General features: G+C 64.2%; 20 protein-coding genes. 1 reads left to right on the top strand and 19 read right to left on the bottom strand.

What is annotated here, in order from left to right:
- Positions 1-49: 49 nt before the first annotated feature.
- A complete protein-coding gene (locus tag JOE41_RS20520; protein ID WP_245200776.1) occupies positions 50-1,495 on the bottom strand; it encodes a hypothetical protein in 1,446 nt (481 codons plus the stop codon).
- 459 nt (positions 1,496-1,954) lie between these two features.
- Positions 1,955-3,424 carry a rifampin monooxygenase gene (gene rox, locus JOE41_RS20515; RefSeq protein ID WP_209753439.1) on the bottom strand — a complete coding sequence of 490 codons (1,470 nt, stop codon included), beginning with the start codon at positions 3,422-3,424 and terminating at the stop codon, positions 1,955-1,957.
- Between the two features lie 407 nt (positions 3,425-3,831).
- Here rox and JOE41_RS20510 point away from each other — a divergent pair, with 407 nt between their 5' ends.
- Positions 3,832-4,674, top strand: a complete 843-nt coding sequence (locus JOE41_RS20510; RefSeq protein WP_280873641.1) for a glycogen debranching N-terminal domain-containing protein — start codon at positions 3,832-3,834, stop codon at positions 4,672-4,674.
- A gap of 260 nt (positions 4,675-4,934) precedes the next feature.
- Here JOE41_RS20510 and JOE41_RS20505 read toward each other — a convergent pair whose 3' ends face one another.
- From JOE41_RS20505 to dnaK, 17 genes are all read right to left on the bottom strand, one after another.
- The gene (locus JOE41_RS20505) at positions 4,935-6,011 is read right to left on the bottom strand and encodes a maleylacetate reductase (protein ID WP_209753438.1); all 1,077 of its coding nucleotides are present in this window, start codon (positions 6,009-6,011) and stop codon (positions 4,935-4,937) included.
- Between the two features lie 210 nt (positions 6,012-6,221).
- Entirely contained in the window at positions 6,222-7,838 is a 1,617-nt protein-coding gene (locus JOE41_RS20500) for a 4-hydroxyphenylacetate 3-hydroxylase family protein (RefSeq protein ID WP_011691783.1), read from the bottom strand.
- A 70-nt stretch (positions 7,839-7,908) separates the two neighbouring features.
- Positions 7,909-8,490 carry a flavin reductase family protein gene (locus JOE41_RS20495; protein ID WP_011691782.1) on the bottom strand — a complete coding sequence of 194 codons (582 nt, stop codon included), beginning with the start codon at positions 8,488-8,490 and terminating at the stop codon, positions 7,909-7,911.
- A gap of 138 nt (positions 8,491-8,628) precedes the next feature.
- A complete protein-coding gene (gene catA, locus JOE41_RS20490; protein ID WP_209753437.1) occupies positions 8,629-9,477 on the bottom strand; it encodes a catechol 1,2-dioxygenase in 849 nt (282 codons plus the stop codon).
- A gap of 220 nt (positions 9,478-9,697) precedes the next feature.
- Complete coding sequence (catC, locus tag JOE41_RS20485) at positions 9,698-9,976, bottom strand: muconolactone Delta-isomerase (protein ID WP_209753436.1); 279 nt, start codon at positions 9,974-9,976, stop codon at positions 9,698-9,700.
- Between the two features lie 52 nt (positions 9,977-10,028).
- Positions 10,029-11,129, bottom strand: coding sequence for a mandelate racemase/muconate lactonizing enzyme family protein (locus JOE41_RS20480; protein WP_209753435.1), 1,101 nt, complete (start codon positions 11,127-11,129; stop codon positions 10,029-10,031).
- Complete coding sequence (locus JOE41_RS20475) at positions 11,126-12,046, bottom strand: LysR substrate-binding domain-containing protein (RefSeq protein WP_011691778.1); 921 nt, start codon at positions 12,044-12,046, stop codon at positions 11,126-11,128. The genes JOE41_RS20480 and JOE41_RS20475 overlap by 4 nt, the downstream gene beginning before the upstream one ends.
- Positions 12,047-12,198: 152 nt before the next feature.
- Complete coding sequence (locus JOE41_RS20470; RefSeq protein WP_209753434.1) at positions 12,199-14,058, bottom strand: FAD-dependent monooxygenase; 1,860 nt, start codon at positions 14,056-14,058, stop codon at positions 12,199-12,201.
- A gap of 188 nt (positions 14,059-14,246) precedes the next feature.
- The gene (locus tag JOE41_RS20465; RefSeq protein WP_011691776.1) at positions 14,247-15,224 is read right to left on the bottom strand and encodes an AraC family transcriptional regulator; all 978 of its coding nucleotides are present in this window, start codon (positions 15,222-15,224) and stop codon (positions 14,247-14,249) included.
- A 417-nt stretch (positions 15,225-15,641) separates the two neighbouring features.
- Positions 15,642-16,718, bottom strand: coding sequence for a WxL protein peptidoglycan domain-containing protein (locus JOE41_RS20460; RefSeq protein WP_307800731.1), 1,077 nt, complete (start codon positions 16,716-16,718; stop codon positions 15,642-15,644).
- Between the two features lie 150 nt (positions 16,719-16,868).
- Positions 16,869-17,447, bottom strand: a complete 579-nt coding sequence (locus JOE41_RS20455; RefSeq protein WP_209753433.1) for a WxL domain-containing protein — start codon at positions 17,445-17,447, stop codon at positions 16,869-16,871.
- Positions 17,448-17,988: 541 nt separating this feature from the next.
- Positions 17,989-18,417, bottom strand: a complete 429-nt coding sequence (gene trxA / locus JOE41_RS20450; RefSeq protein ID WP_209753432.1) for a thioredoxin — start codon at positions 18,415-18,417, stop codon at positions 17,989-17,991.
- Positions 18,414-21,050 carry an ATP-dependent chaperone ClpB gene (clpB, locus tag JOE41_RS20445; RefSeq protein WP_209753431.1) on the bottom strand — a complete coding sequence of 879 codons (2,637 nt, stop codon included), beginning with the start codon at positions 21,048-21,050 and terminating at the stop codon, positions 18,414-18,416. The genes trxA and clpB overlap by 4 nt, the downstream gene beginning before the upstream one ends.
- Entirely contained in the window at positions 21,047-21,364 is a 318-nt protein-coding gene (locus JOE41_RS20440) for a chaperone modulator CbpM (protein ID WP_209753430.1), read from the bottom strand. Before JOE41_RS20440 ends, clpB begins: the two co-directional genes overlap by 4 nt.
- Entirely contained in the window at positions 21,361-22,311 is a 951-nt protein-coding gene (locus JOE41_RS20435; protein ID WP_209753429.1) for a DnaJ C-terminal domain-containing protein, read from the bottom strand. The genes JOE41_RS20440 and JOE41_RS20435 overlap by 4 nt, the downstream gene beginning before the upstream one ends.
- Positions 22,304-22,849, bottom strand: coding sequence for a nucleotide exchange factor GrpE (locus JOE41_RS20430; RefSeq protein ID WP_209753428.1), 546 nt, complete (start codon positions 22,847-22,849; stop codon positions 22,304-22,306). Before JOE41_RS20430 ends, JOE41_RS20435 begins: the two co-directional genes overlap by 8 nt.
- An 8-nt stretch (positions 22,850-22,857) precedes the next feature.
- Positions 22,858-24,762, bottom strand: a complete 1,905-nt coding sequence (gene dnaK, locus JOE41_RS20425) for a molecular chaperone DnaK (protein WP_209753427.1) — start codon at positions 24,760-24,762, stop codon at positions 22,858-22,860.
- Positions 24,763-25,494: the final 732 nt, after the last annotated feature.

The raw sequence follows: 25,494 nt of genomic DNA, 5'->3' as shown, positions 1-25,494 counted from the left end.
CGATTAGCTGTTCCGCGAGGACGGACTGCCTGGCGGGGGGAAACCCGCGCTAGCCGCCGGTTTTGGGTGCGAGGAGGATCTGCACGGCCTCCATCCGTTTGCCCATACCCGACGTGCCCGCCGTTCCGCCGTCGGCGACCCATGACTGCCAGCCCAAATCTTGCACGTGGGCGCGGTAGTGGATCCTGTAGTGATTGGCCAGCTCACCGGTCAGCCTGATTTCAAACGCTTCCAACCGTAGCCCCTGCCCGGCCGTGCCGATGGGATTGGCCGAGGATGTCCACAGCTGCCAGCCGATCGACTGCACATGCCCCCGCCACTCGATGTCCCCGGAATAAGCCGTGCTGGACACGTTGAGGCGCAGCGCCTCGACCCGAAGGGCCCGACCCGTGGTCCCGGTGACGGTCCCATCGGAAACGTTCGCCATCCAGCCGAGGTTCTGAACGTGGGCGGCGTACACGGCAGTGAATGCTGGTGCGACCTTCGGAACCAACTCGATCGTAACGGCCTCCACCCGCAGACCTTGCCCGACGGTGCCGGCCGTGGCTCCGTCGATCCCGTACGGCTGCCAGCCGACGTTCTGCACGTGGGCGCGATACCTGATGCTGTACTGAGAGGCCAGATCCCCCGTCAACCGCAGCTCGAACGCCTCCAGGCGCAGACCGCGCCCGGTCGTTCCGATCGGGGACGCCGACGTCGTCCAGGACTGCCAGCCGATGTTCTGCACATGCCCCCTCCACAGAATGTCGCCCGACAGGCGGTCTCCTGCCACCGACAGGCGCAAGCCCTCCATCGGCAGTGACCGGCCGGTCGTTCCTGCGGTGGCGCCGTCCGAGACGCTCGACTGCCAGCCGATGGTCGCGACGTGGGCCTGGTAGACCCCGATGCACGTCATGTCGTAGTCGTAGGTGCCGTCGGTCCATTGCGAGATGTGTACGGCTCCGCCGGAGAAGCTGCGATTCACACAGAGGTCGGATGCTTCACTGGCGAAGTCGAGACGCCCTGCCGGTGACCAGACGGGGACGTCGGGAAGCTGCCACGATCCGGTAATGGCCTCCCAACCGCTCGAATAGGAATAGATCCCGTGCGGGTACCCGGCGTCCGCCAGTGCGGCCAGGAGCCCGGAGATGACGTACCGGTTCTCCTGCCGCTGGGCTGCTGTCGAGGTGGGCCAGGGCTGTTGCGGGCGGGGCTCGACGTCGACCCAGATTCTCTCCGGTCGCCATCCCACCTCATCGAGAGACGCGAGAGCTGCGCGGCCCTCGGCGTACCCGACATTGCGCAGCCGGTCCGGCGTGGTGCTTACGGGCCATGGACCGTCGTCGCCGTAGGTTTCGTATTGCGCGGTGGTGGGGAACGTAGCCATGGCGTAGGCCTGAGCCCGGACGCCCCGGTCGAGCACCCACTGGAACTGCCCGCCCAGGCAGGGGTTCTCGGTGAATGCGAGTCCGTTGGTCAGCCCCACGACCACGAACTCCGTGTCTTCCGGCGGCATCGGAAGACCGCCCGGACACTGTGGCCACGAAACGTCATGTCCGTAGTCGACTGCTCGGGCGGGTGCAGCGAACAGCACGCCGAGTGCGAGCACAAGTAAAACCGCCAGGAGCCGGGGCGCGGATGCCCGGGAGCGGCGGCCAGGTCGAAGAGCACCAAGGCCGGCCATGATGGGCCCCCTATTCGAAGGATGACCAAATCATCCCACTCGGCCGCCTCCGCCGCTAGGGAAAATGCCCCCGGCATGCCCTTGCCGACGTAATTAAGCGGCTGGCAGGCCTCCCCAACGTTCATTGGCCCGGTCGCTCCGGGCCTTTCGCCCTCAGCAAGCGCCGACGGTGACACGTCCCGGAAGACTCCGCAAGGACACCGCGATCGCGGCCCACTGACGTTTCTCTCTCCGTAGTCCTCGATTGGGGGTTCGCGGCATCTGTGGAGCCGTTGTGATCGCCCGGAGGCATCATGGGTTCTGGCCGGCGCCTGGGGCTGCGCGGACGAGCGGGTCCTCCGAGGCGGCTCCGAACCATGTGGGCAGGTGGCGGAGCAGGTCGGTCTGGTCTTCGCCGATCCATGCGACGTGGCCGTCCGGTCGGAGCAGGACCGCAGGTGCGTCCAGTTCTCCGCTGACGTCCGCGACATGGTCGATCCGATCCGTCCATCCCGTCACGGAGAGTTCGCCGGTCTGGTCCAGCAGGAGCCCGCGGCCTTCACGAGTGAGCTCGTAGAGACGACCGCGTGAGAGAGGAATATCGCGTAGCCGTTTGCCGAGCAGCTCGGGCCCTTCGCCGAAGTTGTAGCGGATCCCGATCGCGGTGATCTTCTCGGCCAGGAACTGGCGGACGTCCTCGAAGTCCATCAGCTCGGTCATCAGCCGGCGCACAGCCTGCGGGCCGGGCTCGGTGGAGAGCAACTCGCTCTGGGCCCGGGTGATGGTCAGCACGTCCTCGGCGACAGGGTGACGCTCGGCGTAATAACTGTCCAGCAGCCCCTCCGGTGCCCACCCGTTGACCTCGGCCGCGAGCTTCCATCCGAGGTTGAAAGCGTCCTGGATTCCCAGGTTCAAACCCTGACCTCCCAACGGCGGGTGGACGTGGGCCGCGTCTCCAGCGAGCAGAACCCGGCCCACTCGATATCGCTCGGCAAGCCGTGTCGCGTCGCTAAACCTGGACAGCGACCGTGGTGAGTGGGCGCCGAAGTCAGTTCCCGCATAAGCCCGCAGCTGCGTCCGGAACTCTTCCAGAGTAGGCGGGACCGAACGGTCCTCGGCCACCGTCGCCGCCGGAACGACGGCCCGGTACAGGCCGTTACCGGTGGGACCGATGCCGAACCCCTTGTGGGTCTTTCGCACCTCGCCCGCCACCTCCGCGAGCTCGCCCGGCGGCGTGGTCACCTCCACCTCGCCGAGGAGCCACTCGGTAGTGGCGGGCTCGCCGGGGAAGCCGATGCCGAGCAGTCTGCGCACCAGGCTGCGTCCGCCGTCGCACCCGACCAGCCAGCGTGAGCGCAACCGTGTGCCGTCGCCGAGCCCGACGTCCACCCCGTCCCTGCCCTGCTCAACCATCGTCACCTCGCAGCCGCGGCGGATCTGCGCGCCGAGCTCGCCGGCGCGCTCGGCCAGCAGGCCGTCGGTGACCGGCTGGGGGATGCCGAGGACGTAACCGTGTGCGGTGTCCAGGTTCGCGGTTCGGGGTTTGTCGATCGCGGCGAAGCCGCCGACACCGGAATACTGCTGCCCGAGTGCGAGGAACCTGTCCAGCAGCCCGCGCTGGTCCATGATCTCGATGCTGCGCGGGTGCAGGCCGAGCGAGCGGACTGCCTTTCCTGGCTCCGCGTCCTTCTCCAGCACGAGCACGTCCACCTCGTGCAGTCGCAGCTCGCTGGCCAGCATCATCCCGGTCGGGCCGCCGCCGCTAATAATCACGTCGAACATATATAACCCCATTTCATGGTCCGGCGCTGAACGGCCCAAAACCGTCCCGTTTCCGCACGCTTTACTTGCCGCAGCCAACCATTCTCGTCGATGATAGGGGCCTTGCGGCAAGCCCTCTGGCGGGCTGTATTCTGAAAGTGAGGGGCCCCCTGCGCCGGACGGCTGTGGGTCCATTGGGGCGTCAGCCAGTCCAACACTCATGTCACTCCGCGTCGACTACTTCCAGGCGGTTCCACGGCGGCGTCCGCCGGGGACGGACACTCGGAGCGGTGAAAGTTGGACCGGGGAAATCGCTTCTGCGCGCTTCCCGGGCCTCGGTGAATCAGGGCCGGTTGCCTCTTGTTGGCGCTCATGAGCCCGTTACATAGTGCGTGAATACAGGTGGGGTCTTGACGGAAGACAATTAGATGCCCGGATGGAACGTCCATGACAGTGCGGTCCGGGGTGGGACCGGAGAAGTGACCCTGGTTCAGGGGACTTCGTTCTGCGTTTCGAGCGCTAACGGGGACATGTCAGCGAGTAAACCCCAGGGCGTCTTCTTTGAGGACACCCGGTATCTCAGCGAGTGGAAACTTACCGTAAACGGTTTACCCCTTGAAGCGCTTTCGGCCGCGACACCGGAACCTTTCCATGCTGTCTTCATGGGACGGACTCTGCGGCACGATCATGCTGACAGCTCCGTACTGGTCGAGCGGGACCGCCAGCTCGGGGCAAATCTGACGGAGACCATTACCGTGCACAACTACGCCCGTGAACCTTTTCACTGCCGTCTCGAAGTGCTAGCGGACGCGGATTTTGCGGACCTTTTCGAAGTCAAGGAATGCCGGCAGGCGCACCGCATCAGCCGCGTCCGACATGCGACACGGGAGCGGCTCACCGTTGAGTCCGAACGGCCCGGCGATAAGCGGAGCATCACGGTCGTCCTGACCGGCGCCAGAATTGAAGGACGACGTCTCCTGGTGGCGATGATAATACCGTCCCACACCGCGTGGTCCGTGACCGTCTCGGCTGCCCCGGACCTGCAAGGGGAAGTCGGCCGAGGCGGCGGGCTGCGGGGACATCAGCCTGTTTTCTGGTTCGCAAGCACAGACTCGGCCCCGTTGGTCGTTCTTTTGTCCATCTGGTCTCCCGCCATGGCGCGTGGTCTTGCGGTCTCAATATTGCTTGTCGGCTTGGTAGTCCCTATTCGTTACGCCATCCGAGTGGCAGCCCACCCCCGGTATCGCAAAGGGCCGCGGAGGGTTCGTTGAATCCAGCGACTCGTGCACATCTCCTTTTTTGCCCACTTCGGCGACCCCAACCGGGCAGCCTCCTGGCCTGGGCCGGGAGCTGCTGCGCTAGCTCTTGCTGATCCGCATCAGTCGCCATGGGATCCATGGCGTCGCTCATGATCGGTCTCCCCCCGCCAGGCTCCTACCGGCGTGTCGGGCCAAGTGTGAATCGACCGTTATCCAGACAGTCCCGATGTGCGCCACTCTCAGCAATCGATCCCGGCCCGGGATCGAGGAGGTCAGTGCTCCAGGAGGCACCGGGGGTCCTCGCCGCTCAGTGCTGCCTGGAGGAGGCGGGTGAGGTTCTCGGTCGTGACGGGGCGGGGGTTCGATGCCGGTACGGTCGGCTGGACGACGGCGGCGGCTTCGGCGGCCCCGTCCGCGGTAAAACCGTAGTCAGACAGAGCTTTGGGTGCGTCAAGACGATTGCGCAGTTCCTGTAGTCCGGTCAGTGCGTCGGCTGTGCCGAACGCTGCGGCGATGCGAGCTTCGGAGTCGGAAGCATAGGGGGCGTTGAACGCGAGAACGTAAGGAAGTACGGTGGCGTGGACCTGGGCATGGGGGAGGTTGAAAGCGCCGCCCAGGACATGGCAGATTTTGTGGTGCAACCCGGAGCCGGCGGACGCGAACGCGACGGCGGAGAGGTAGGCGCCGTACAGGGCCAGCTCGCGCCCCTCGGTACCTGCGGGGTCTTCGGCGATGAGGGGCAGGCCGTGGCTGAGGGCGCGGATGCCTTCGGCGCCGAGCGCTGCGTTGATGGGGTCTGCGCCGGGGGCCCACATGGAGTCGATGCAGTGTGCAATGCCGTTCAGTCCGGAGGCAACGGACATGGCCACCGGCAGGGCTAGCGTCAGTGCCGCGTCGTAGATGACGGTGACGGGCAGGACGGCATCGTCCACTCCGGTGGTTTTTCGAGATGCTTCGGTTAGGCCCCACACGTTGGTGGCTTCCGAGCCCGCATAGGTGGTGGGCACGGCAATGAGCGGCAGGCGCAAGGTCATCGCGATCGCCTTAGCGAGTCCCGTCGTCGAACCCCCGCCCACACAGACAAGCAGGTCGATGCCGTGCTCACCCGCGGCGGCGCGGGCCTTCCTTGCGGTTTCTATGGGCACGTGCATCACCACGTCGTGGTGCCACAGCGCCACCTCGACGTCGGCAGCTATTCTGTATGCCGTTTCCCTCGCGCGGTTCGAGGTGATCACCATCAGGCGCCGCGCACCTAGGCGGGCCACTTCGGAGGCGAGGCTCGGAGCGGCCGTGCCGGTGCCGAAGAGGACACGCTGGCCCAGAGTCACATGCTCAAAAGCCAGACCCATAGTCAGTCCTTCCGGTTCACGATTGCGGCTTCGGGCGCCGTGCAGTCGGCGGCTCAGGTGCTGGCGGCCGCTTCGTTGAAAGACAATTCCTAATACCATCCGGCCACGCCGAGCGGATGAGCACGAACTCTTCATGCGGCCAACGATGTCTCTTGCCGCGTGAGCGGCGCTCCCAACGTGGACTCGGAGCGCCGCTCATTCGGAATTGATTTAGCTGCGCTTGAGGAAGAGGCTGACGTCGTCGTTGCTGATCAGGTCGGGCACGGTCCAGCCGTCCAGGTCGTATTCGGCGAGGCACTGGTCAGCGAAGCCCTTCATGTAGTCCGTGGTGCCCTGGGCCTGCGCGGCGAAGAGGATCTCGGCCTTCACATTCTCGTGGTTGCCGGAGTAGTTCCGCTCGTAGAGTTCATGCCGGCCGCCAAACTCGGTGCCGATGGAGTCCCAGAGCAGCTTCATCAACTTGACCCGATCCACGGCCTCTACGCCGTCAGAGCCGCGGATGTACTTGTCCAGGTAGGGCCGGATTTCCGGGGTCTTGAAGTCCAGGGCTGAGGAGTTCAGGTAGATCAGGCCGGATGCGACGTCTTGTTCGATGATTTCCTTGATCCGGGGGTAGCCGATGGCCATGAACATCCGGTAGGACAGTCCGTAGTCGAGCTTGGGCAGCACGGTGCCGTTGGGGCCCTGGTCGGGGTTCAGGGTCATGCCGTCGATCAACGCGTGGAACATGTTGCGCCAGCCCAGGACCTCGCCCACCCGGGTCTGGACGCCGCGGAAGTCCTGCGTTCCGGCGACTTCCAGGGCCTTCATCAGCAGCCCGGCGATGAAGTCGAGCTTGGTGGCGAGACGGATCACGCCCTGGAAGGTGAAGCGGTTGATGAAGCCGGTCTGCGGGAAGAAGTTGTTGATCTTCTCCACGTCCCCGTAGGCGAAGACGTTCTCCCACGGGATTAGGACCTTGTCGAAGATGAAGACAGAGTCGTTCTCGTCCATCCGGCTCGACAGCGGGTAGTCGAACGGGGTGCCCATCACAGCGGCCTGGTGGGCGTAGGAGGCCCGGCTGATCAGCTTCACACCCGGTGCGTCCATCGGCACGGTGCAGATCAGTGCGAATTCCTTGCGCTTGATCGGCAGGCCGTAGTGCGCGATGAAATTGTAGTTGGTGATCGCGGACCCGGTGGCAACGACCTTTGCACCGGAGACGATCAGGCCCGAGCCGGTTTCCTTCTCGACCTTCATGAACACATCGCCGACCTGGTCCGCCGGGAGGTGCCGGTCCACCGGCGGGTTGATGATCGCATGGTTCCAGTACAGGACCTTCTCCTGAGATTCCTTGTACCAGCGCTTGGCGTTCTCCTGGAACGGATCGTAGAAGTCCGTGTTGCCGCCCAAGGTGCCCAGGAACGCGGCCTTGTAATCCGGTGAGCGGCCCAGCCATCCGTAGCTCATGCGGGACCAGGTCTCGATCGCTAAGCGGTCCTTCTTCAGATCCTCGACGCTGTGCGGGGTGCGGAAGAAGGACATCGTCTTGCCACCGGAGCCGGTGTCCGTGGGCACCATAAGCTTGTCCTGCATCTCGGGCTTGTGCATTGCGTCGTACAGCCGGGCGGCCATCCTGATCGAGTTCCGGAACGCCGGGTGGGTAGTCACGTCCTTGACACGCTCACCGTAAATCCAGACCTCGCGGTCATCCTGTAAAGACTTAATGTACTCATCCCCGGTCATCGGCATCTTCGGATTCGCCGGCGTTGTTCTCTCACTCATCGACGGCGTGGAGGACGCCGAGGAATCGGTGGCGGGAACTGACTGGTCAACAATTTCGGTCATGATCGTCCCTTTCAGGGGGAGGGGTCTCTGAGCGGTGAGGAAATTTCAGGCGTTCTTGGTGTGGTGCGGGTTAGCGTGTGGAGCCGTGGAGCGGCTTGAAGGAGCTGGAGCCGGCGAACCAGCCCGATTCCGGGGCGTCGCCGGAGTGGTCCCAAGGGGCCCCCTCAACGAGCCGGCCAATCTGGCGGAATTTGCCGCCGAAGAACAGGAGCGGTTCCCGCTTGGTGATTTCCATGCCGATGACCTCGCCCACGACGATGATGTGGTCGCCGCCGTCGTAGACGTTCCACGGCCGGCATTCGAGCGTGGCGGCATTCCGGGTTAGCACCGGGACGTTTCCGTCCAGGGTCCATTCCGGCTCCTCGTCGAGGACCTTGCCGGCGAAATGCAGGGCAACATCCATCTGTTCGAGGGACAGGATGTTGATGGCGAAGGCGGCACCTTCGAGGTAGCGGGCGGCCCGCGAGGTCCGGGTCAGGGTGACCTGGGCGAGCGGCGGATCCAGGGAGACGGCGGTGAAGGCATTGACCGTGGCGCCGTGCGGGACGCCGCCGTCGGACCGACATGTCACCACCGTGACGCCGGTGGCAAACGTGCCAAAGACGTGCCGCAGTTCGCGTGTGTCAATGGCCCCCATGACTTCCTGAGTCATCGACTCCTCCTTTCTGCTGTTGGCCGCTACCGTGGCGGCGGCCTGATTTTGGGCGAGCGGCATTATGGCGGGTGAGGGTGATGTACGGGTTGGGCCCGGGGTCGGAAGTGTTCCGCCCCCGGGCCCGGGACTGGAGCTTTAGTCCTGGGGGTCGAGAACGAAGTTGTAGGTGACTTCGCGACCCTTGCCGTCGGCGCGCTCTGTCGGGGCGAGGACGAGTTCGGGCTTCACGGCCGAGGCGATGTCGTCGGCGACGTGCTCGTCGCCTTCGAAGTAAAGCTGGGTGGTGATGAGCTGGTGCTCCGGCGCTGAAACCTTCAAGTGAAGGTGCGCCGGCCGCCACGCGTGCCAGCCGGCCGCGGCGATAAGGGCACCGCAGGCGCCGTCGGTGGGGATCTGGTACGGCGCCGGCTGCATGGTGTTGATCTGGAAGTTGCCCTGGGAATCGGCAACGATGGAGCCGCGGAGGTTCCATTCCGGCAGCCCGGGGGCGAACTGGGAGTAGAAGCCAAGGTCATCGGCGTGCCACAGTTCGATCAGCGCCCCGGCGAGCGGCTCACCAGCGACATTCGTGACCTGGCCCTGGAACAGCAGCGGGGTGCCGGGTTCGTCGTCGCGCATCGGCAGGGTGGCCGGGGTCTTCTGCGAGGGGGCGTTAGGGATGTAGTACGGTCCCTCGATGGTGCCCTTGGAACCGTGCCGGTTGGCGTTGGCGACCTCCTCGACTGAGTGTTCCACCCAGACGTCCAAAAACAGCGGCCATTCGCCGTCCTCGCCGACCTGGATAAGCCAGGCCTTGAAAGCGTTGTACTCGTCATAGGTGACTTTCTCATCCAGGACGGTGTCGTTGATCGCCTTGATGACGCGGCCGGCCAGCGAGCTGACACGTTCCTGGCTCGTGCCGGCGCCGATGTGCTTGTTTTCCCGGAAGCGGGCGGTGGCCCCCGCGCCGGAGGATGCGGCGGTGGCTTGGATTTCCGTTGTCATGGTGACTCCCTTGTCAAAGAATGGTGGCTCCGGAACCTTGGTCATAAACGGTTCGAGGGGTTCCGGTATGTCGCGTCTACTGCTTAGTGCTGCACATCACATCCGGTGTTGTTTCCACGATATTGCCCTTATTGAGCGAGGGGAAATACCTATTTCCGGATCATTGAAAGCTCTTCGATATGAATGCGATGCGTGCTAATTGATATAAATGCGGGGCGTGCTATTCGATGGCGGACGGGTGCTTGGCCAGCGGCGTAACTTTGATGTCCATGTACGGGAAGAGAGGCAGTCCGGACAGCAGCGTGTGCAACTCATCGTTGTCCGCGACGTCGAACACCGAGTAGTTGGAGTACTCGCCCACGACCCGCCACAAGTGCGGCCAGCGGCCGTTGTGCTGGAGCTCCTGGGAGTACTCCCGTTCCTCCGCCTTGATGGCGTCGACGTTTTTTTTGGGCATGTCCGGCGGAATATTGACGTCCATGCGGACCAGGTAGAGCATGAGGTGTTCCTTTCGGTGTGGGGTTTCTGGGGGCGGATACGGCCGGGCATGCCTAGTCCTGACGGTACTTCTGCAGCTTGTCGGCGTCGATGGCTGCCCCGACGCCGGGGGCCTCGCGGACCCGGATGGCCCCGTCGGTAATTTCGAGCGGCTCCGCAAGCAGGTCATCCGTCATGTCCAGGTAGTTGGAGAGCTCCCCGGCCCGCCGGGAGCTGGCCTCGAAGGCCGCGCCGAAGGTGACCGTGGCGAGACTGCCGACCTGTGTGTCGATCTGGTTGCCCATCGTGACGTCCACGCCAAGGCCCTCGCAGAGGCCGAGGATCTGCTGGGCCTCGGTGAAACCGCTGCGCGCTGTCTTAATGCAGATCGCGTTGCTTCCGCCGGAGAGCAGTTCCCGGGAAACGTCGCCGAGGTTGGGGACGCTTTCGTCGCCCACGATCGGGATGCTCGAGTGCTGGACCAGCCGGCGCCGTCCCATCGCCTCGGCGGCATCGCACGGCTCCTCCAGCATTGACAATCCCAGGCCTTCGGTCCGGCGGAGCACCTCCATGGCCTCGTTCGCCGTCCACCCGCGGTTGGCATCGAGGTAGATCTCGGTGTCCGCACCGAGGCCTTCCCGCAGCACGTGGCAGGCCTCGACGTCCAGGGAGAGCGGCCGCCGGCCAACCTTGAGCTTGAAGGTGTCGATGCCGTACGTTTCACGGAACCGCAGCGCTTCCTCGAGGAGCTCTGCGGCGGCCTTGAAGCCCAGCATGTGCGAGACCCGCATGCTGTCGCTGAAGCCGCCCAGGAGCTTGTGCACCGGGGTGCCCAGCGAAATCCCGATGACATCCCAGAGTGCGATGTCCAGGGCCCCCTTGGCCGTGGGGTTATTGACCGTGCGCCCGAGCAACTGCTGGACTTTGGAGCGGTCCATCGGGTCCATCCCGATGAGCTGCGGGGCAAAGACCTTGGTCACCACCGACACGATCGAATCCTGGGTTTCGCCGTATGTATAGGGCCGCGGAGGAGTGTCTGCCACTCCGCAGATACCCGCATCCGTGTGGATCCGGACCAGCACATGTTCCGCGGTGCTCACCTCTCCGCTGGCGAACTTCAGCGGCCGCGAGTACGGGATGGCATAGGGGATGGCCTCGATGCGTGTGATCTTCACGGGGTCTGTCCTTTGGAGGTTGCCGACTTACCTGGGGGCTGCTTGGCGGGGAGGGAATCGAAGAGATCGAGGAAGGCGCGCAACAGCGGCGTTTCCTTGTCGCTGTTCCAGGCCACCGCCAGGTCCATCGGCGGGGGGTTCCGGAGCGGCCGGAAAGCAACGCCCTGATAGGAAAACATCCGAGATGTCATGGGAACGAGTGCTATGCCCATACCGGAGGCCACGAGCGAGAGCAGCGTGGAGGTCTCCTTTGCCTCCTGAACGACCCGGGGCTGGAATCCGGCCTTGCGGCAGGCATCAACAAAGATGCTGCTGACCGCGGAATAGCCGGGATATCCGATGAAGCCCTCCTCGGACAGGGCGGCCAGCTCCAGCGTTCCCTTCTCTGCCAGCGGCGAGTCTGCGGGCAAGGCCGCCACCAGCTGGTCCTGTTCCAGCAGCTTCAGGGCGATGGCCCCCGAATGAACAGGTGGGCGGAGGACGGCAGCATCGAGCCTGCCCTCCTCCAACGCAGCTTCCATCTGCGGCGTCAGCATTTCGCCCTGGACCGTGATGCGGAGCCCAGGCAGGGTGCGGCGCGCGGCCTGGACGATGATGGGCATTAGCCGGTACGTGGCCGTGCCGGTGAACCCTACCCGGAGCACGCCCGTGGCACCTTCGCCAACCTGCTGCACATCGGATTCCAGGACTTGCAGTTCCTGAAGCAGCACCCGCCCCCGATCCAGCAGTACCTGACCTGCCGGCGTCAGCTCCACCTTCCTGGTAGTCCGGACCATCAGCGGGGTGCCCAACTGTTCCTCCAGCTGCCGGATCTGTTGGGACAAAGGCGGTTGCGCCATATGGAGTCTGGCGGCGGCCCTGCCGAAATGCCGTTCTTCTGCGACGGCTATGAAGTACTTGAGATGTCGCGTCTCCATTGAGGCCTCTCAGTAGGTCTGCCGGCTCAATGCCATGCAGAAATAAGCGTAAAAGCGCGTATTCGTAAATAGAAATACCTATTTATACGTGGCTAAGAGCTTTTAGATCCGAATAATGCCGATATTCACCGGAGTGAAATGTTGCTGCGCGCTCAGCGACCAAGACCGGCGGGTGCGAGAACGGCTTCGGCTTCCTCGGCGAGATCGCAGTCTTCAAGGCCAACGCTCAAGATCTCGGCGAGCACTGCGGTAAGGGCAGCTACGGGATCCTGAACCATAGTGTGGGCGCGCCAGCCGATGTGCTTGTCCGGGCGAACGAGAATGACACCGTCCTCCTGGACTTCCCGCTGGCGGAGCCAGTCCCCGTAGAGGTCCTGGACCTCCCGGCCTTCGCCAATGACCACGGCTTTGAGCTCAATCCCCAGCCGAGCGGCCACATTGACCGCGGCGTCTGCCCAAGCCTGACCCGTGATTCCGGTGAAGATGGTGAAACCGGTGCCTTTGGCGATGTCGTGAGTCGAGTACTTGGACGTTGCGTTTCCAAGCCAGGCATGCGGCAACCGGAGGCCCGGGAACGTGGACTTCTGGTGATGCAGCAGCTCGTCCTCGGTCCGGGCAGGCCGCTCACCGCCGTCGGTCACTACAGCCGTTGACTCGTAGTACTGACCGATCTCGGTACCCTGTGCATTGAACTCATAGTCCTTCGCGTCGAGTGCGGCGCGCAGTGCCGTCCGGCGCGCGGCGCCCTCGGGCGAGTTTTCCTTGCGAAGCTGGAGCTTCTCGGTGAATTCCGCGTCCGTGGTGGCATCCGTGACCCCCAGAGCGTCAAAGATCGGCTTGTAGTCGCGGCTGGACTGGTTGGCGCGGGTGACAATCTGCTTGGCCACGGGGGCGCGCTCGGTGGAGTAGGTTTCCAGCAGTTCGGGACCGGCCTGGCCCCTGATTACGGCGGCCAGCTTCCAGGCCAGGTTGTAGGAATCCTGAATGGAGGTGTTGGAGCCAAGTCCGTGGCTCGGCGGGTGCTTGTGGATGGCATCTCCGGCGCAGAAAACGCGGCCCTTCTGCAGATGGGTGGCCCACTGTTCGTTGTTGCCCCACAGCGAATAGCCCAGGATTTCGACGTCGAGGTCCGCGACGCCCACCAGGTTACGGATGATCCGGATTGCTTCGGCATTGTCCAGGACCGGGGGCTCACCGTTGATGTCGAAGCCCCAGCAGATCAACCACTCATTCCAAGGGCGGACCATGCGGATCAGGCCGGCGCCGAGACCGCCGATGTTTGAGCCCGGGTTGAACACCCAGTACAGGATTGACGGGCGGTGCTTCACGAGGTGGGTCAGGTCCGCCTTGAACGTGATGTTCATAGAGCCATCAATGTCCATCAGGCCCTCCATGGGGAGCTCGATGTCGGCGGCCACCTTGGAGCGCGCACCATCTGCGCCAATGAGGTACTTCGCCCGGATGGTGTATTCGTGTCCGGTGAGGCGGTTCAGCACCTGGACACTTACGCCGTCGCCATCCTGCGTATGGGATAGGTATTCAGTGGAAAACTGGACCTGCGTGCCACGCATCGCCGCGTTCTTGACCATGATCGGTTCCAGCAGAGTCTGCGGAATATCGCACGGCATGGAAGGCGACGCGAGTTCATAGTCGGCCCGCCGATCAGGACGCGTGCCCCAGGTAGGGCGGCGGCCGATCTCCTCGCCGGCGAGGGATTCACAATAGACCGTGTCACCCATGAGTTCGTGCGGCGTGGCCTCGGCCAGGACCTGCTCCTCGATGCCGGCGTCGCGCAGGACTTCCATGGTGCGCTGGTTGGTGATGTGGGCACGGGGCGTGTTCGCGGTCCAGCGATACTTGGTGATCATGATGTTCGGGATGCCCTGGTTGGAGAGGAACAGGGACGCCGAGCTGCCTGCTGGGCCGGAGCCCACAATCAGCACGTCCGTAATGACGATGCCGGTACCTTCCGGGCGGGCAGTGGCGGTGATTCCGTCATTGAAAACTGGCATGACAACCTCCGTTGGTTGTGGTTGGACACTGTGGCCGGCGCTGGCTTTGCGGTGGTGATGCTGCTGGACCGGGCCTTCCCAAGAAGTGTCACAGGTCACTATCGGCCGCGGACCTGGTCGGCGCTGATGCGTCCGGCCGGTGCTAAAACGCGTCGCCGCAGTACTAAAACGACCCGTTCCTGCTGCGGCTACTCCAGCGGTATGCCTGCCCTGGCTGCCTTGCGCGTCTGCAATGGCGTGGCGCTGAACCGCTCTTTGAAGGTACGTGCGAAATAGTTCTGCGACAAAAAGCCGACCCTCGCAGCGATCTCGCCGATGCTCAAGCCATCCGCGGCGGGCGAAGCGAGAAGCTCCTGGCCGCGGTCCAGCCGCAGCCCCAGGACATACCGTCCGGGCGTGAGGCCCGCGGCTGCGAAGGCCCGCCCTAGCTGCCGCTCACTGATGCCGACGGCGGCAGCCACCTCCGCCGTCGAAAGTTCAGGATCGCCGTGGTGCCGTTCGATGTATCCCTTGGCAGCTGCCAGATAGCCGGCATCGCTGCCGGCGTTGCCCCCTGAAGCGATTGAGCGGAATAGTTCAAGGACGGTATTCTCGGCGTCATCCGTCGGCTGCTGGGCCGCCAGCGCTGTCCGGATCCGCCGCGCGAGCTCTTGTGCCTGAGGGACCCCGCCGGGGCCGAAATCGAACCGCACTGGTCGGTTGAGGCCAGTCCCCCCGGACAGCTCCAGGAAAAGCGGCCGGGGAACGGTAAGGACAAGCTCTTGGAGCCCTTCCGCGAAGCCGCGCATGAACGGCAGGTCTGCGTCGTACATGATGGCTTGGCCCGGTTTCAACAACTCGTGGCCGCTGCGGTGGTAAAAGAATGCATCGCCGGCTAGGGCGAAGAAGATCGCCACCATTTCGGTGGGGTTCTGCCGGATGAACGATTCCGAACGCTCCACGATCTGGGCCGTACCGCGCACGTGGGCAAGACGCAGGTACGGAAACTGGAGATTCACTTCAGCCGCGTGCAGCGGGGACTCGTCGAGGGTCCGGATATCGAGCGAAATCAGGGCCTTGGCGTTGTGGCCCTCCCACAGCTGGACGCGGTTGACGGGCGCGATGCCATGCGTGGTGAAGCGAAAGGCGCGAGGCAGGGCGGGCAGATCATTCTGCTGACTGGCCATAATCCGTCAATTCTAGTCCGACCCAGCCGATCGCTTTCTCTCACCGTCCGCTCGCCCGGGAAGGACCTCACGTCGTTCCAAACACCATTGGCACAGACCCGGCAAGACCTCCAATTTTGATGGGCTGTCGACAAAGAAGAGCCTTTCGATGCCAAGCTGGTAAACCGCCATTTCGAACCAACAGCCACAGCCGTACCAGATGAGACCTTCGACAACCGCACTCCGGTAACTCCGGAAGCGTTTGTCACCGGAGAGGCTGCAATCCGCGGTACACAGGTAACCCGTCCGATGCGGGTTCTCTCTCCTAGCCTCATAGAGAAACGGGGCAGCCGCCAACATGACAAACCCACACGCCCGCAAGGAAGCAGTTCCCGCGGTCCGGAACGGGGCGTGCACCCTCTCGGGGGCGGGAGGTTGTTACTGTAGTCGACGGCGGTTTGCCTTTGCCTCGCCCAAGAGGGCGGATGGGGTGGCTGGAGAAGGGGGGCTAGCGTGTTCGTTGGCCGCCCCGGGGCCGTTACTGTTCACTTGGGAGAGGGCGACGCGGGCGCGGCGGACAAACCGGACAGCCCGCCATGCCCCGTAGAGAGCGGCAGCCAAGAGGACTAAGCCAGTGGCAAGCAGGGCCCATGGTGCGTAGAGGACGCGCGTGCCTGCTTGGCTGGTGCCGGCCTCAGAGGTCAGCGTTGCCTCCGCGGTGCCGTTCTGGACGATGGGTGCCTGCGCGAGACGGGCGTGCAGGTCAATGCTCGCTCCTGGAAGCAGTCCATCGGGGGCGTCGAATTTCAGGCTGGTCGCCGGGTCAGGCCAGCCGGAGAGGTTCATCTCAGCGGACGGATGCAGGATGGTGGTACCGGTGTTGCGCACGGGCAGAATGAAATCGAGGGTGTCCCTGTTCTGCTTCCAGCTCAGATTGCCGTGGGCGAGTGATTTAACCGCGGTGCCGGCGACGGTGAGGTAGATGCGCACGCCCTGGCGTTGGATCGTGTCCAGTCGGAGGGCGGTATCGCCGTTGACTGCGGTGGTCTTGCCCTGGACGGTGGGGCTTTGGATTATGAGCCCGCCTGCATAGTCTCCTGGAGCGGTGCCCTGGGGAACGGTGAGACGGAAAGGAACTTTCAGGTCCGTGTTGGCGGGGACGCTAACCTGTTCGGCATCAAGCTGAACCCACGCGCCGACACTGTTGCGTGGATCGGATTGTGCAGCCATGGCGAACGTTCCCTGCACGGTGTTCTCCCCGTCTACGGGGTAGGTGAACAAGGTCACGGGCGAGGAGGTGTGGTTGGAGACGACGGCGGTGGCCTCCGTCGCTGCCCCGGGATAGAGGGACAAGTGGAAGAAGTCCGATTCTGTCTCCGGCCGGATACCCAATGTCCCGTTGTCGACCGCCGACACGGGTTCGGCCGCGATGAAGATGCCCAGGGTCAGCAAGACCATGGCGAAGATCACTCGCAGGGGCCGGTGTGAGTGCTGGTGCGGAGACGGGGGTTTCACGTTTTTCAGTCCTAAAAGGCTTCCGGATGACCGGGGGTTGTGGTGCTGTGGTGTGGAAAGGGAACGGCCGGCGGGCTGGCCAGCGGAGGTTGCCTGCTCCCGGCCCGCCCGCCTTCCCCTGTCGGGGGGGCAGCGGGCGGGCCAGTGCGCTTAGCCGATGGTGTAGGTAATGGTGGAGGTGTAGGGGTTCAGGGCGCCGCTGGTGCCAACAGCGTAGTTAGAGCGGAAGGCGTTGGCCGGAATGGCGAGGCTGAACGCCGGCGTCAGTGTGTACGTGCCCATGTTCTGGCCCAAAGTGGAGACTAGAGCTTGAGAGGACGTTGAAAGGGCTAATTCCGGAGCGGTGATGGTTGCAGCAGCGTCCGATCCGGCGCCTGCCGTGATGGTGCCGGGCGCTATCGTCAAGCCGCTGACTGGGAGAGTGCGGGCGGTCAATTCAACGGTTCCGGCGGCGCTGGTCGGCGTGGTTGCGCTGACCGAGAGAGCCCATGCCGCACCGGTGCCGCGGGCATCGGTGATGGTCCATTCCGAGGAGGCATTGCCGGTGGAGGTCTGGGTATTCGATCCGTTTAGCGTGACCCCTGTCAGGGTGGCTCCGGACGTGGTGGCCGTAAGCGTTCCGCCAGAGATCGTGGAGTCGACGACGTCCGCGGAAGCGGGGGTCAGCCCGACGGTAAGAGCGATACCGGCCGTGGCGAGGACGGCCGAGACTTTGGTAATTCTGCGCATGGTTGTTTCCTGTGTTTTGGGTTGATAAAGGTGAAAACGCACACGGCCGGATGAAAGGCCGGGCACTAAACGAGCGCTGTGGAGCGTCGTCGTTTGCGGGGCAGCATCCCGTAGCAGTGAGACCGGTATCGCCACGGTTGCCAAAAGTCCGTGCGGTCAGCGGTGATCGCGGGCGCCCGTCACTTACGATATTCCTGCCGGCTTTCGATCCCGCCGGGACGGGGAGCCGATGGTCAGCGTGAATTAGTCTATGGTTTTTGATGACGCGAAAAAGTGGCGATGAATTCGATTCATGCAGACTCTTGCCACAAAGGCATCACTGCGTGCAGAGAAGCCGACGAGCGCCGGCTCATTCAAGTCCCGTCCGGCCGGTCTCCCACAACGTCCGGTCCTCAGGCCAGCCCAGCGGGTTCGGCGGGGATTCAGGGACTTCACATTAAGTCGGTCAGACTCTGGGATTCTTCACACCCGCATGGAAGGGGCACACGCGCGTCCAGAAGCGGACGGTGGTGGGAAACCGCCGTCGTCCGCTGTTTCGTAGCTACTTCGTGAGGGCCCCCTCCAACCAGGCTCTCAGCACCGGCGCGGGAGCTGCGCCGGCCTGCCTCGCGACGATCTTGCCGTCGACGATGACCATCAACGTTGGAACTGCCTGAATGGCAAATCTGGCGGAGAGCTGCGGCGAGTGGTCCACATCGACTTTCACGAGTTTGATCTGCCCCGGCCGTTCGTGTGCCAGCTGGTCCAGCACGGGGCTAACCATCCGGCAGGGTCCGCACCACACCGCCCAAAAGTCCACCAGTGCCGGAACACCGGATTGTTCGGCGATCTCGCCGAAGTCATCGTCGCCCGCCTCAACCACCCAGGGAAGCTCCCGGTGGCAACTTCCGCAGCGCGGCCGGCCGTCGGCGGCAGCCGGAACGCGGTTGGACTTCCCGCAATGGGGACATTTGATGATGGCCTTGTTCATGCGGTTCCGACCTCTTCCAGCTCCATCGTGCTGTAGTCAACCACCAGTTCCCCTCCGGAGGCGGTCACTTTGACCAATCCGCCCTCCGCGATGCTGCCACGCAGCAGCGCCCGGCCCACCTGCGTTTCCACCACATGGGAAATATAACGGCGCAGGGGCCGGGCTCCGTATACCGGATCGAAGCCGCGTTCGGCTATCAGAAGGCGCGCCTCCTCGGTTAGTTCCAGCTCTATTTGCTGCTCGGCCAGCCGCTGCCGCAGCTGCTGGAACTGCAGATCAACGATGCGTTCGATTTGCGGCAGTCCCAGGGGTGCGAACAGGACCGTATCGTCCACGCGGTTAAGGAACTCGGGGCGGAAATGCGCCCGGAGCTCGCCCATCACCATGCTGCGCGCTTCCTCGGTGATCGCCCCGCCTTCGGCCGAACCCTCCAAAAGATACTGGGAGCCGATATTGGAGGTCATGATGATGACGGTGTTGCGGAAATCGATGGTCCGGCCTTGCGAGTCCGTAATCCGTCCGTCGTCGAGCACCTGCAGCAAGGTGTTGAAAATGTCCGGATGGGCCTTTTCCACCTCATCGAACAGCACCACCGAGTAAGTCTTGCGGCGTACTGCCTCCGTGAGCTGTCCTCCTTCGTCGTATCCGACATAGCCAGGAGGTGCCCCCAGCAGGCGGCTCACGGTGTGGCGCTCCTGGTACTCGCTCATGTCCAGCCGGATCATTGCGTTCTCGCTGTCGAACAGCGCCGAAGCCAGAGCCTTGGCAAGCTCGGTCTTCCCGACGCCGGTCGGGCCGAGGAAGATGAACGAGCCGATGGGTCGGCGTGGATCCCGGATGCCGGAGCGGGCGCGGATGATGGCGTCCGAAACCGCACTAATCGCTTCTTCCTGCCCCACGACGCGGGCGCGCAGGATTTCGTCCAGATGCAGGACTTTCTCACGTTCGCCCTGCTTCAGCCGTGTCACCGGTATGCCTGTCCAGGCCGCGACGATGTCGGCGATCTCGTCGTCCGTCACGACCTCGCGGAGCAGGCGTTTTTCCCCCTGCTTCGCGGACAGCCGTTCCTCCTCGGCGGCCAGCCGCCGTTCGAGGTCGGCAAGTCTGCCGTAGCGTAGCTCCGCCGCCCGGTTGAGGTCGTAGGCCCGCTCGGCTTCTTCAGCCTCCTGCCGCAGTCGTTCAAGTTCACTGCGGATTTCCTGCAGTTTGTGGATCGCTTGGCGCTCGGCTTCCCATTGGGCCCTCTTCGCGTCGGCCTCGGCCCGCAGGTCTGCCAATTCACGCCTCAGCTCCTCAAGCCGGGTCTTGCTGGCCGGATCGGTCTCCTTGGAAAGTGCCGCCTCTTCGATTTCGAGCCGCGTGACCTTCCGCGTGAGCTCATCCAGTTCCGCTGGCATCGAATCAATTTCCGTCCGCAGCCGGGCGCAGGCCTCATCCACGAGGTCAATGGCCTTGTCCGGAAGGAACCGGTCTGTGATGTACCGGTGGGATAGGGTGGCCGCAGCCACCAGAGCACTATCCTGGATCCGTACGCCGTGGAAGACCTCAAGCCGCTCCCGCAGCCCGCGAAGGATGGAAATGGCGTCCTCGACGTCGGGTTCCTCAACGAGGACCGGCTGGAAGCGGCGTTCCAAAGCCGCATCCGACTCAATGTGTTTGCGGTATTCGTCGAGGGTGGTGGCGCCGATCATGTGCAGCTCCCCGCGGGCCAGCATTGGCTTTAGCATATTGCCGGCGTCCATCGACCCCTCGGACGCGCCCGCCCCGACGACGGTGTGCAACTCGTCCACGAAGAGCAGGATCCTGCCTTCTGCCGCCAGCACTTCTGCCAGCACCGCCTTCAGCCGCTCTTCGAATTCGCCGCGGTACTTGGCACCGGCCACAAGGGCGCTCAGGTCGAGCGAGAAAATGGTCTTGTTCTTCAGGCCTTCCGGCACATCCTGCCGGACGATCCGCTGGGCCAGCCCCTCCACAATGGCGGTTTTGCCGACTCCAGGCTCGCCTATCAGCACCGGATTGTTTTTGGTCTTGCGTGAAAGTATCTGGACGACCCGCCGGATTTCCGCGTCGCGGCCGATGACCGGATCCAGCTTTCCGGTGCGCGCGTCCGCCACCAGATCGCGGCCGTACTTCTCCAGTGCCTCGTAGGTCTGCTCCGGCGTTGCCGAGGTGACTCGCTGGTTTCCCCTGACCTGGGTCAGGACCGAAAGGAACGCCTCGCGAGTGATGCCGTGCTCGGCCAGCACCCTGCCGGCCGCAGTGGACCGGCCTTCCTCCGCCAGCGCGACCAGCAGGTGTTCCACCGAGACGTACTCGTCTTTGAGCCGTTTGGCTTCACGTTCAGCGGCATCGAGGAGTGTGCCGAGCCTACGGCTCACGTACACCTGCCCTGGCGCTGCCCCCGGACCAGTGACCTTCGGCTTTCGCTGCAGCTCGGTCTCGACCGCCCCGTTCAGCTCATCCACGTCAACCTGCATGCCCACGAGTAGCCGCGGGACGAGGCCCCCCTCCTGCGTCAGCAGGGCCGCCAGCAGATGCTCGCCGTCGGTCTCCGTATGGCCGTGTTGCTGGGCGATCCGCTGGGCCCCTGCCAAGGCCTCCTGCGACTTCTGGGTCAAACTCTCCATATTCATCGCGAAGTAGTCCTTTCCACTTGCGTGATTTCAACCAAACGTCGTTCCAGCGTGTCCACCCGCGCCAGCAAGTCCAGTACCAGCGGGATTGCCGCATAGTTCAGCGCCAGCTCCGAATGCAGCCGCATGACGCGCGCGATCAGTTCCGGGGCCCGCGGACTGAACCAGGGGCCGCCCGGAGCGTCGCCTGCTAGCGGCCGAATCAGATCCAGCTCTACGAACCGCCTGACGACGTCGGGGTGGACACCGCTGCTCCGCGCCACCGCCTCGAGATTCAGGCGCCACGGGTAGGCGAGCGCATACACTTCGCTCATTGCTCCTCCCTCGGATTAAAGGCGGAGACGCTGGCGAGTTTCTCGTACAGCTTGCGCTCCTCCTTGCTGAGGCTCGGGGGCACCATGATCCTGATCTCCGCATACAAGTGCCCTGGTAATCCCCGCGGGTTGGGCATACCCTGTCCTCGCAGCCGCAGCCTGCGGCCGCTGGAGGAGCCCTCGGGCACGGTGATTGTGACTGTCCCCGTTGGCGCCTGGATCTTGATCTTGGCCCCCACGGCGGCCTCCGAGGGCGACACCGGAAGGTCGATGTAGATGTCCCGGCCCTTTACCCGGTACCTGCTGTCGGGCTGGAACCGCACGGTCAGTAGGAGGTCGCCCGGTGGGCCCGCTTCGCGGCCCGCCGCGCCTTCCCCGGCCAGACGGATGCGCTGCCCATCGAGCACACCGGGAGGCACGTCGACGTCATAATCGCGGGTCTCCCCGTCGGGCTTAGCCAACCTGACGGTGTGCTTTCCGCCTCGGACAGCTTCCTCGACGGTCAGCCATAGCTCGGCTTCGTGGTCCGCCCCCCGGGACGGGCCCCCTGCCTGTTGCCGGAACCAGCCACCGAGCAGATCCTCCCAATCGACGTCGCCTCCCATGTCGACATGGGCGTCGCCGTACGTGCCACGCGCCGGGCGCGGGCCCGGCCTTGGGCCGGGGCGCGGCCCGCCGGAACCCCGCCGCGCGCCCCCGCCCCCCGGGCCAGCCCCGCTGCCGGCGTACTGCCTGTAGTCGGCGCCGAACCGGTCATAGCGCGCCCTGGTTTCGGGATCTGACAAAGTGTCGTAGGCCTCGCCGATCTCTTTGAACTTGTCGGCGGCATCCGGCTCCCGGTTGACGTCGGGGTGGTACTTTCTTGCCAGTTTGCGGTAGGCGCGCTGGATTTCGTCAGGCTTCGCCGTCCGCGGGACGCCGAGAGCTGAGTAGTGATCCTTAGCCACGGTCCGGGGTCACCGCCCGGCTAACAACGGCGGCGGCTGGCCTGAGGATGGCGTCCGTGCCACCGTAGCCCGGACGCAGTACGGTCAGCACAGTCCCGGGGGGAACCTCGTCCGTTTCCGACACACTGACCACCTCGTGAATCCGTGGGTCGAAGGGGACGTTCTCGGCGTCAATCCGCGGATAGCCCAGGCGGGCCAGGGTATCGATGGCCTGGGATCGTATAGCCGCTATGCCCTCCACGAGCGGATCCTGCGCACCCGCTGGTGCGTGGGCCAGGGCAAGTTCCAGGTTGTCCAGGACGGGCAGCCACGCCAAAGAAACCGCTGCGCGCTCCTGTGCCCTTAGCTGTGCGCCGTCCCGGGTGGCGCGCTTTCTAACGTTTTCCGCGTCAGCCAGCGCACGGCGCCACTGGTCCTCCATCTTGGCCAGCGCGTCCGCCTGCGCAGCCGCTTCGGTTTCCCTTACCTCGGGTGCGGCGGCCTCTGCCCCGTCACTTCCTCGATGGGCCTGTCCAGCCGGCCCCGCCTGGTCACTCATGGCCGTTCCTAGCCACGATCGAATTCTGCATCGACGATGTCATCGTCATCGGCATCGCTGGATGCTCCGGCGTGCTGGCCCGCTCCTGCCTCCGGACCGGCCCCGGCGGTTGCCGCGGAGGCAGCCGAGGCACGGAGCGCTGCCTGCAGTTGCTCAAGTTCCGAAATGAGCTCCCTCGCGGCGGCCACCTCCGCCTGGTTGCTGACCGCGTCGCGTGCCTGGCCAACCAGCAGTTCCGCCCGCGCCTTGTCGTGCGCCGGGACAGCGTCGCCCAGTTCATTGACGGCCCGCTCAACGCGGTAAGCGACCGCATCGAGCTCGTTGAGGGTGTCGATCCGCTCCCGGTTCTGCACGTCCTCGTTTCGGTGGGACTCAGCCTCGGCAATCATCCGCTCGACTTCCTTGGCATCGAGGTTTGAGCCCTCGCTGATCGTGATGCCCTGTTCCTTGCCCGTGTCCTTGTCCTTGGCGGTGACGTTCAGAATGCCGTTAGCGTCGACGTCGAACGTGACCTCGACCTGCGGTTCTCCGCGAGGCGCCGGCCGGATATCGCTCAGCTGGAACCGACCCAGCACCCGATTGTCCGCCCCCAGTTCCCGCTCCCCCTGCAAGACCACCACGTCCACGGCGGGCTGGTTATCGTCGGCCGTGGAGAACACTTCACTGCGACGGGCGGGGATCGTCGTGTTGCGCTCGACGATCTTGGTCATGACGCCGCCGCGGGTCTCAACACCCAAGGAAAGCGGCACAACGTCCAGCAGCAGGACATCCGAAACCTCTCCCTTGAGCACGCCGGCCTGAATGGCCGCACCGATGGCCACGACTTCGTCTGGATTGACGCTCATGTTGGGATCTTTCCCGCCTGTCAGCCGCCGCACGACGTTCTGTACCGCGGGAATGCGGGTGGAGCCACCCACCAAGATCACCTCGTCGATGTCATTAGCGGTGACTTTCGCGTCCGTCATCGCCTGCTGCACCGGCGCCATGGTGCGCTCGACGAGGTCATGGGTGAGGTCTTCAAAGACGGACCGCCGGATGGTGGTCGTCAAGTGCTTGGGGCCGGTGGCGTCGGCAGTGATAAAGGGAAGGTTGACCTGAGTCTGGGTCACAGAACTCAGCTCGACCTTCGCTTTCTCGGCCGCCTCAAACAATCGTTGCAACGCCTGAGCGTCCGACCGGAGATCAATGCCCGCCTCCTTCTGGAAGTCGTCGGCCAAGTAATCGACAAGGCGGCGGTCAAAATCGTCCCCGCCCAGGTGTGAGTCGCCTGCTGTCGAGCGGACCTCCACGACCCCGTCGCCGACGTCCAGCAGGCTCACGTCGAAGGTTCCGCCGCCCAGGTCGAACACCAGCACCGTCTCATGATGACGTTTGTCGATGCCGTAGGCCAAGGCTGCCGCGGTCGGCTCGTTGATGATGCGCAGGACTTCAAGACCGGCAATCTTGCCGGCGTCCTTGGTCGCGGTGCGCTGTGCGTCATTGAAGTAGGCGGGGACCGTGATGACAGCCTCGGTCACCTTTTCGCCCAACTGCTTCGCGGCGTCGTCCACCAGCTTGCGCAGAACTAGCGCACTGACCTCTTCCGGGGCAACTTTCTTGCCGTGGACCTCGAAACGCGCCAGCCCGTTGTCGTCCGGCACGACGTCGAAACTGACGGCCTTGGCCTCATCCGTGATCTCGTCATAGTGTCGGCCGATAAACCGCTTGGCCGATGTGATGGTTCCCTTGGGATTGAGGATCGCCTGCCGTCGGGCCAGTTGCCCCACGAGCCGTTCGCCGGTGTCCGTGTACGCCACAACAGACGGAGTGGTCCGGGCGCCTTCCGCATTGGGTATGACGCGGGCGTCCCCGCCTTCCCAGACGGCAATCACCGAGTTGGTTGTTCCGAGATCAATTCCTACTGCTTTGGCCATGACCCACTCCGGTCCTAGAGGGCGCGACCGGTCCTGTGGTGACGTCCGCCCGAGGTTGCACCGCACGACTTACGCCCTGTCTTGCTGGGCCACGAGGCTCAACGGGCTTTGTCATGGGTCTTACAGGGTTGAGTCTGCCCTTGGAAGGGAGCGACGGCATGACCCCCCACGGTCCAAATATGCTTCAGGGAATGACCTATCAGGGCTAGGGTTCACGGGCGAATCCTCTGAGACGCCGAGATAACCGGAGGGTCGGCCGTCTCGCATCTCGCCGCCCACGAACGACTGAACGACTCCCGTCAGTTGCAGACAGAGACTGCAGGTCAAATCGGTCGCGAACGGTTCAGCTCTGGCCCGCCGGTACAAGAACGACGGCCTCACCATTCACCGGAGCACGCTCCGATACCGACTAATGGCGGTCCGCCAGAGGTTGATCTGGTGGATTAAAGTGCGGGCGGTTTTTAGGCGTCCCGGGGCCATGCGGACGCGATGCTGGCGGAGGAGACTCAGCCTGTCACCTGTTTCTATTAGCAGCCAGAGAAAGCAACGGGAATCCAATGAGTATGAGCAGAACAGCGGCCGCAGAGGGAACGGCCCCGGTCCCGGCCCCAGGACGCAGGAGGGCCTGGACCGGCGCCTTGGGGGCGGGGTTACTCATGTTCGGGTCGGCGTGCACAGGGTCCTCTCCTGCTCCGCCATCACAATCCGCCAGTTCTGGGGGTTCGAGCTCCA

It is taken from the genome of Arthrobacter sp. PvP103 (assembly GCF_017833075.1).
GTDB lineage: Bacteria > Actinomycetota > Actinomycetes > Actinomycetales > Micrococcaceae > Arthrobacter.
The sequence above is the reverse complement of the archived record's forward strand: the minus strand, read 5'-3'. Positions and strand labels throughout refer to the sequence as shown.

Coding starts and splice junctions, on each gene's coding strand:
- JOE41_RS20520 (WP_245200776.1), bottom strand. CDS start 1,495: ATGCCGCCGGAAGACACGGAGTTCGTGGTCGTGGGGCTGACCAACGGA.
- rox (WP_209753439.1), bottom strand. CDS start 3,424: ATGTTCGACGTGATTATTAGCGGCGGCGGCCCGACCGGGATGATGCTG.
- JOE41_RS20510 (WP_280873641.1), top strand. CDS start 3,832: ATGCCCGGATGGAACGTCCATGACAGTGCGGTCCGGGGTGGGACCGGA.
- JOE41_RS20505 (WP_209753438.1), bottom strand. CDS start 6,011: ATGGGTCTGGCTTTTGAGCATGTGACTCTGGGCCAGCGTGTCCTCTTC.
- JOE41_RS20500 (WP_011691783.1), bottom strand. CDS start 7,838: ATGACCGAAATTGTTGACCAGTCAGTTCCCGCCACCGATTCCTCGGCG.
- JOE41_RS20495 (WP_011691782.1), bottom strand. CDS start 8,490: ATGACTCAGGAAGTCATGGGGGCCATTGACACACGCGAACTGCGGCAC.
- catA (WP_209753437.1), bottom strand. CDS start 9,477: ATGACAACGGAAATCCAAGCCACCGCCGCATCCTCCGGCGCGGGGGCC.
- catC (WP_209753436.1), bottom strand. CDS start 9,976: ATGCTCTACCTGGTCCGCATGGACGTCAATATTCCGCCGGACATGCCC.
- JOE41_RS20475 (WP_011691778.1), bottom strand. CDS start 12,046: ATGGAGACGCGACATCTCAAGTACTTCATAGCCGTCGCAGAAGAACGG.
- JOE41_RS20470 (WP_209753434.1), bottom strand. CDS start 14,058: ATGCCAGTTTTCAATGACGGAATCACCGCCACTGCCCGCCCGGAAGGT.
- JOE41_RS20465 (WP_011691776.1), bottom strand. CDS start 15,224: ATGGCCAGTCAGCAGAATGATCTGCCCGCCCTGCCTCGCGCCTTTCGC.
- JOE41_RS20455 (WP_209753433.1), bottom strand. CDS start 17,447: ATGCGCAGAATTACCAAAGTCTCGGCCGTCCTCGCCACGGCCGGTATC.
- trxA (WP_209753432.1), bottom strand. CDS start 18,417: ATGAACAAGGCCATCATCAAATGTCCCCATTGCGGGAAGTCCAACCGC.
- clpB (WP_209753431.1), bottom strand. CDS start 21,050: ATGAATATGGAGAGTTTGACCCAGAAGTCGCAGGAGGCCTTGGCAGGG.
- JOE41_RS20440 (WP_209753430.1), bottom strand. CDS start 21,364: ATGAGCGAAGTGTATGCGCTCGCCTACCCGTGGCGCCTGAATCTCGAG.
- JOE41_RS20430 (WP_209753428.1), bottom strand. CDS start 22,849: ATGAGTGACCAGGCGGGGCCGGCTGGACAGGCCCATCGAGGAAGTGAC.
- dnaK (WP_209753427.1), bottom strand. CDS start 24,762: ATGGCCAAAGCAGTAGGAATTGATCTCGGAACAACCAACTCGGTGATT.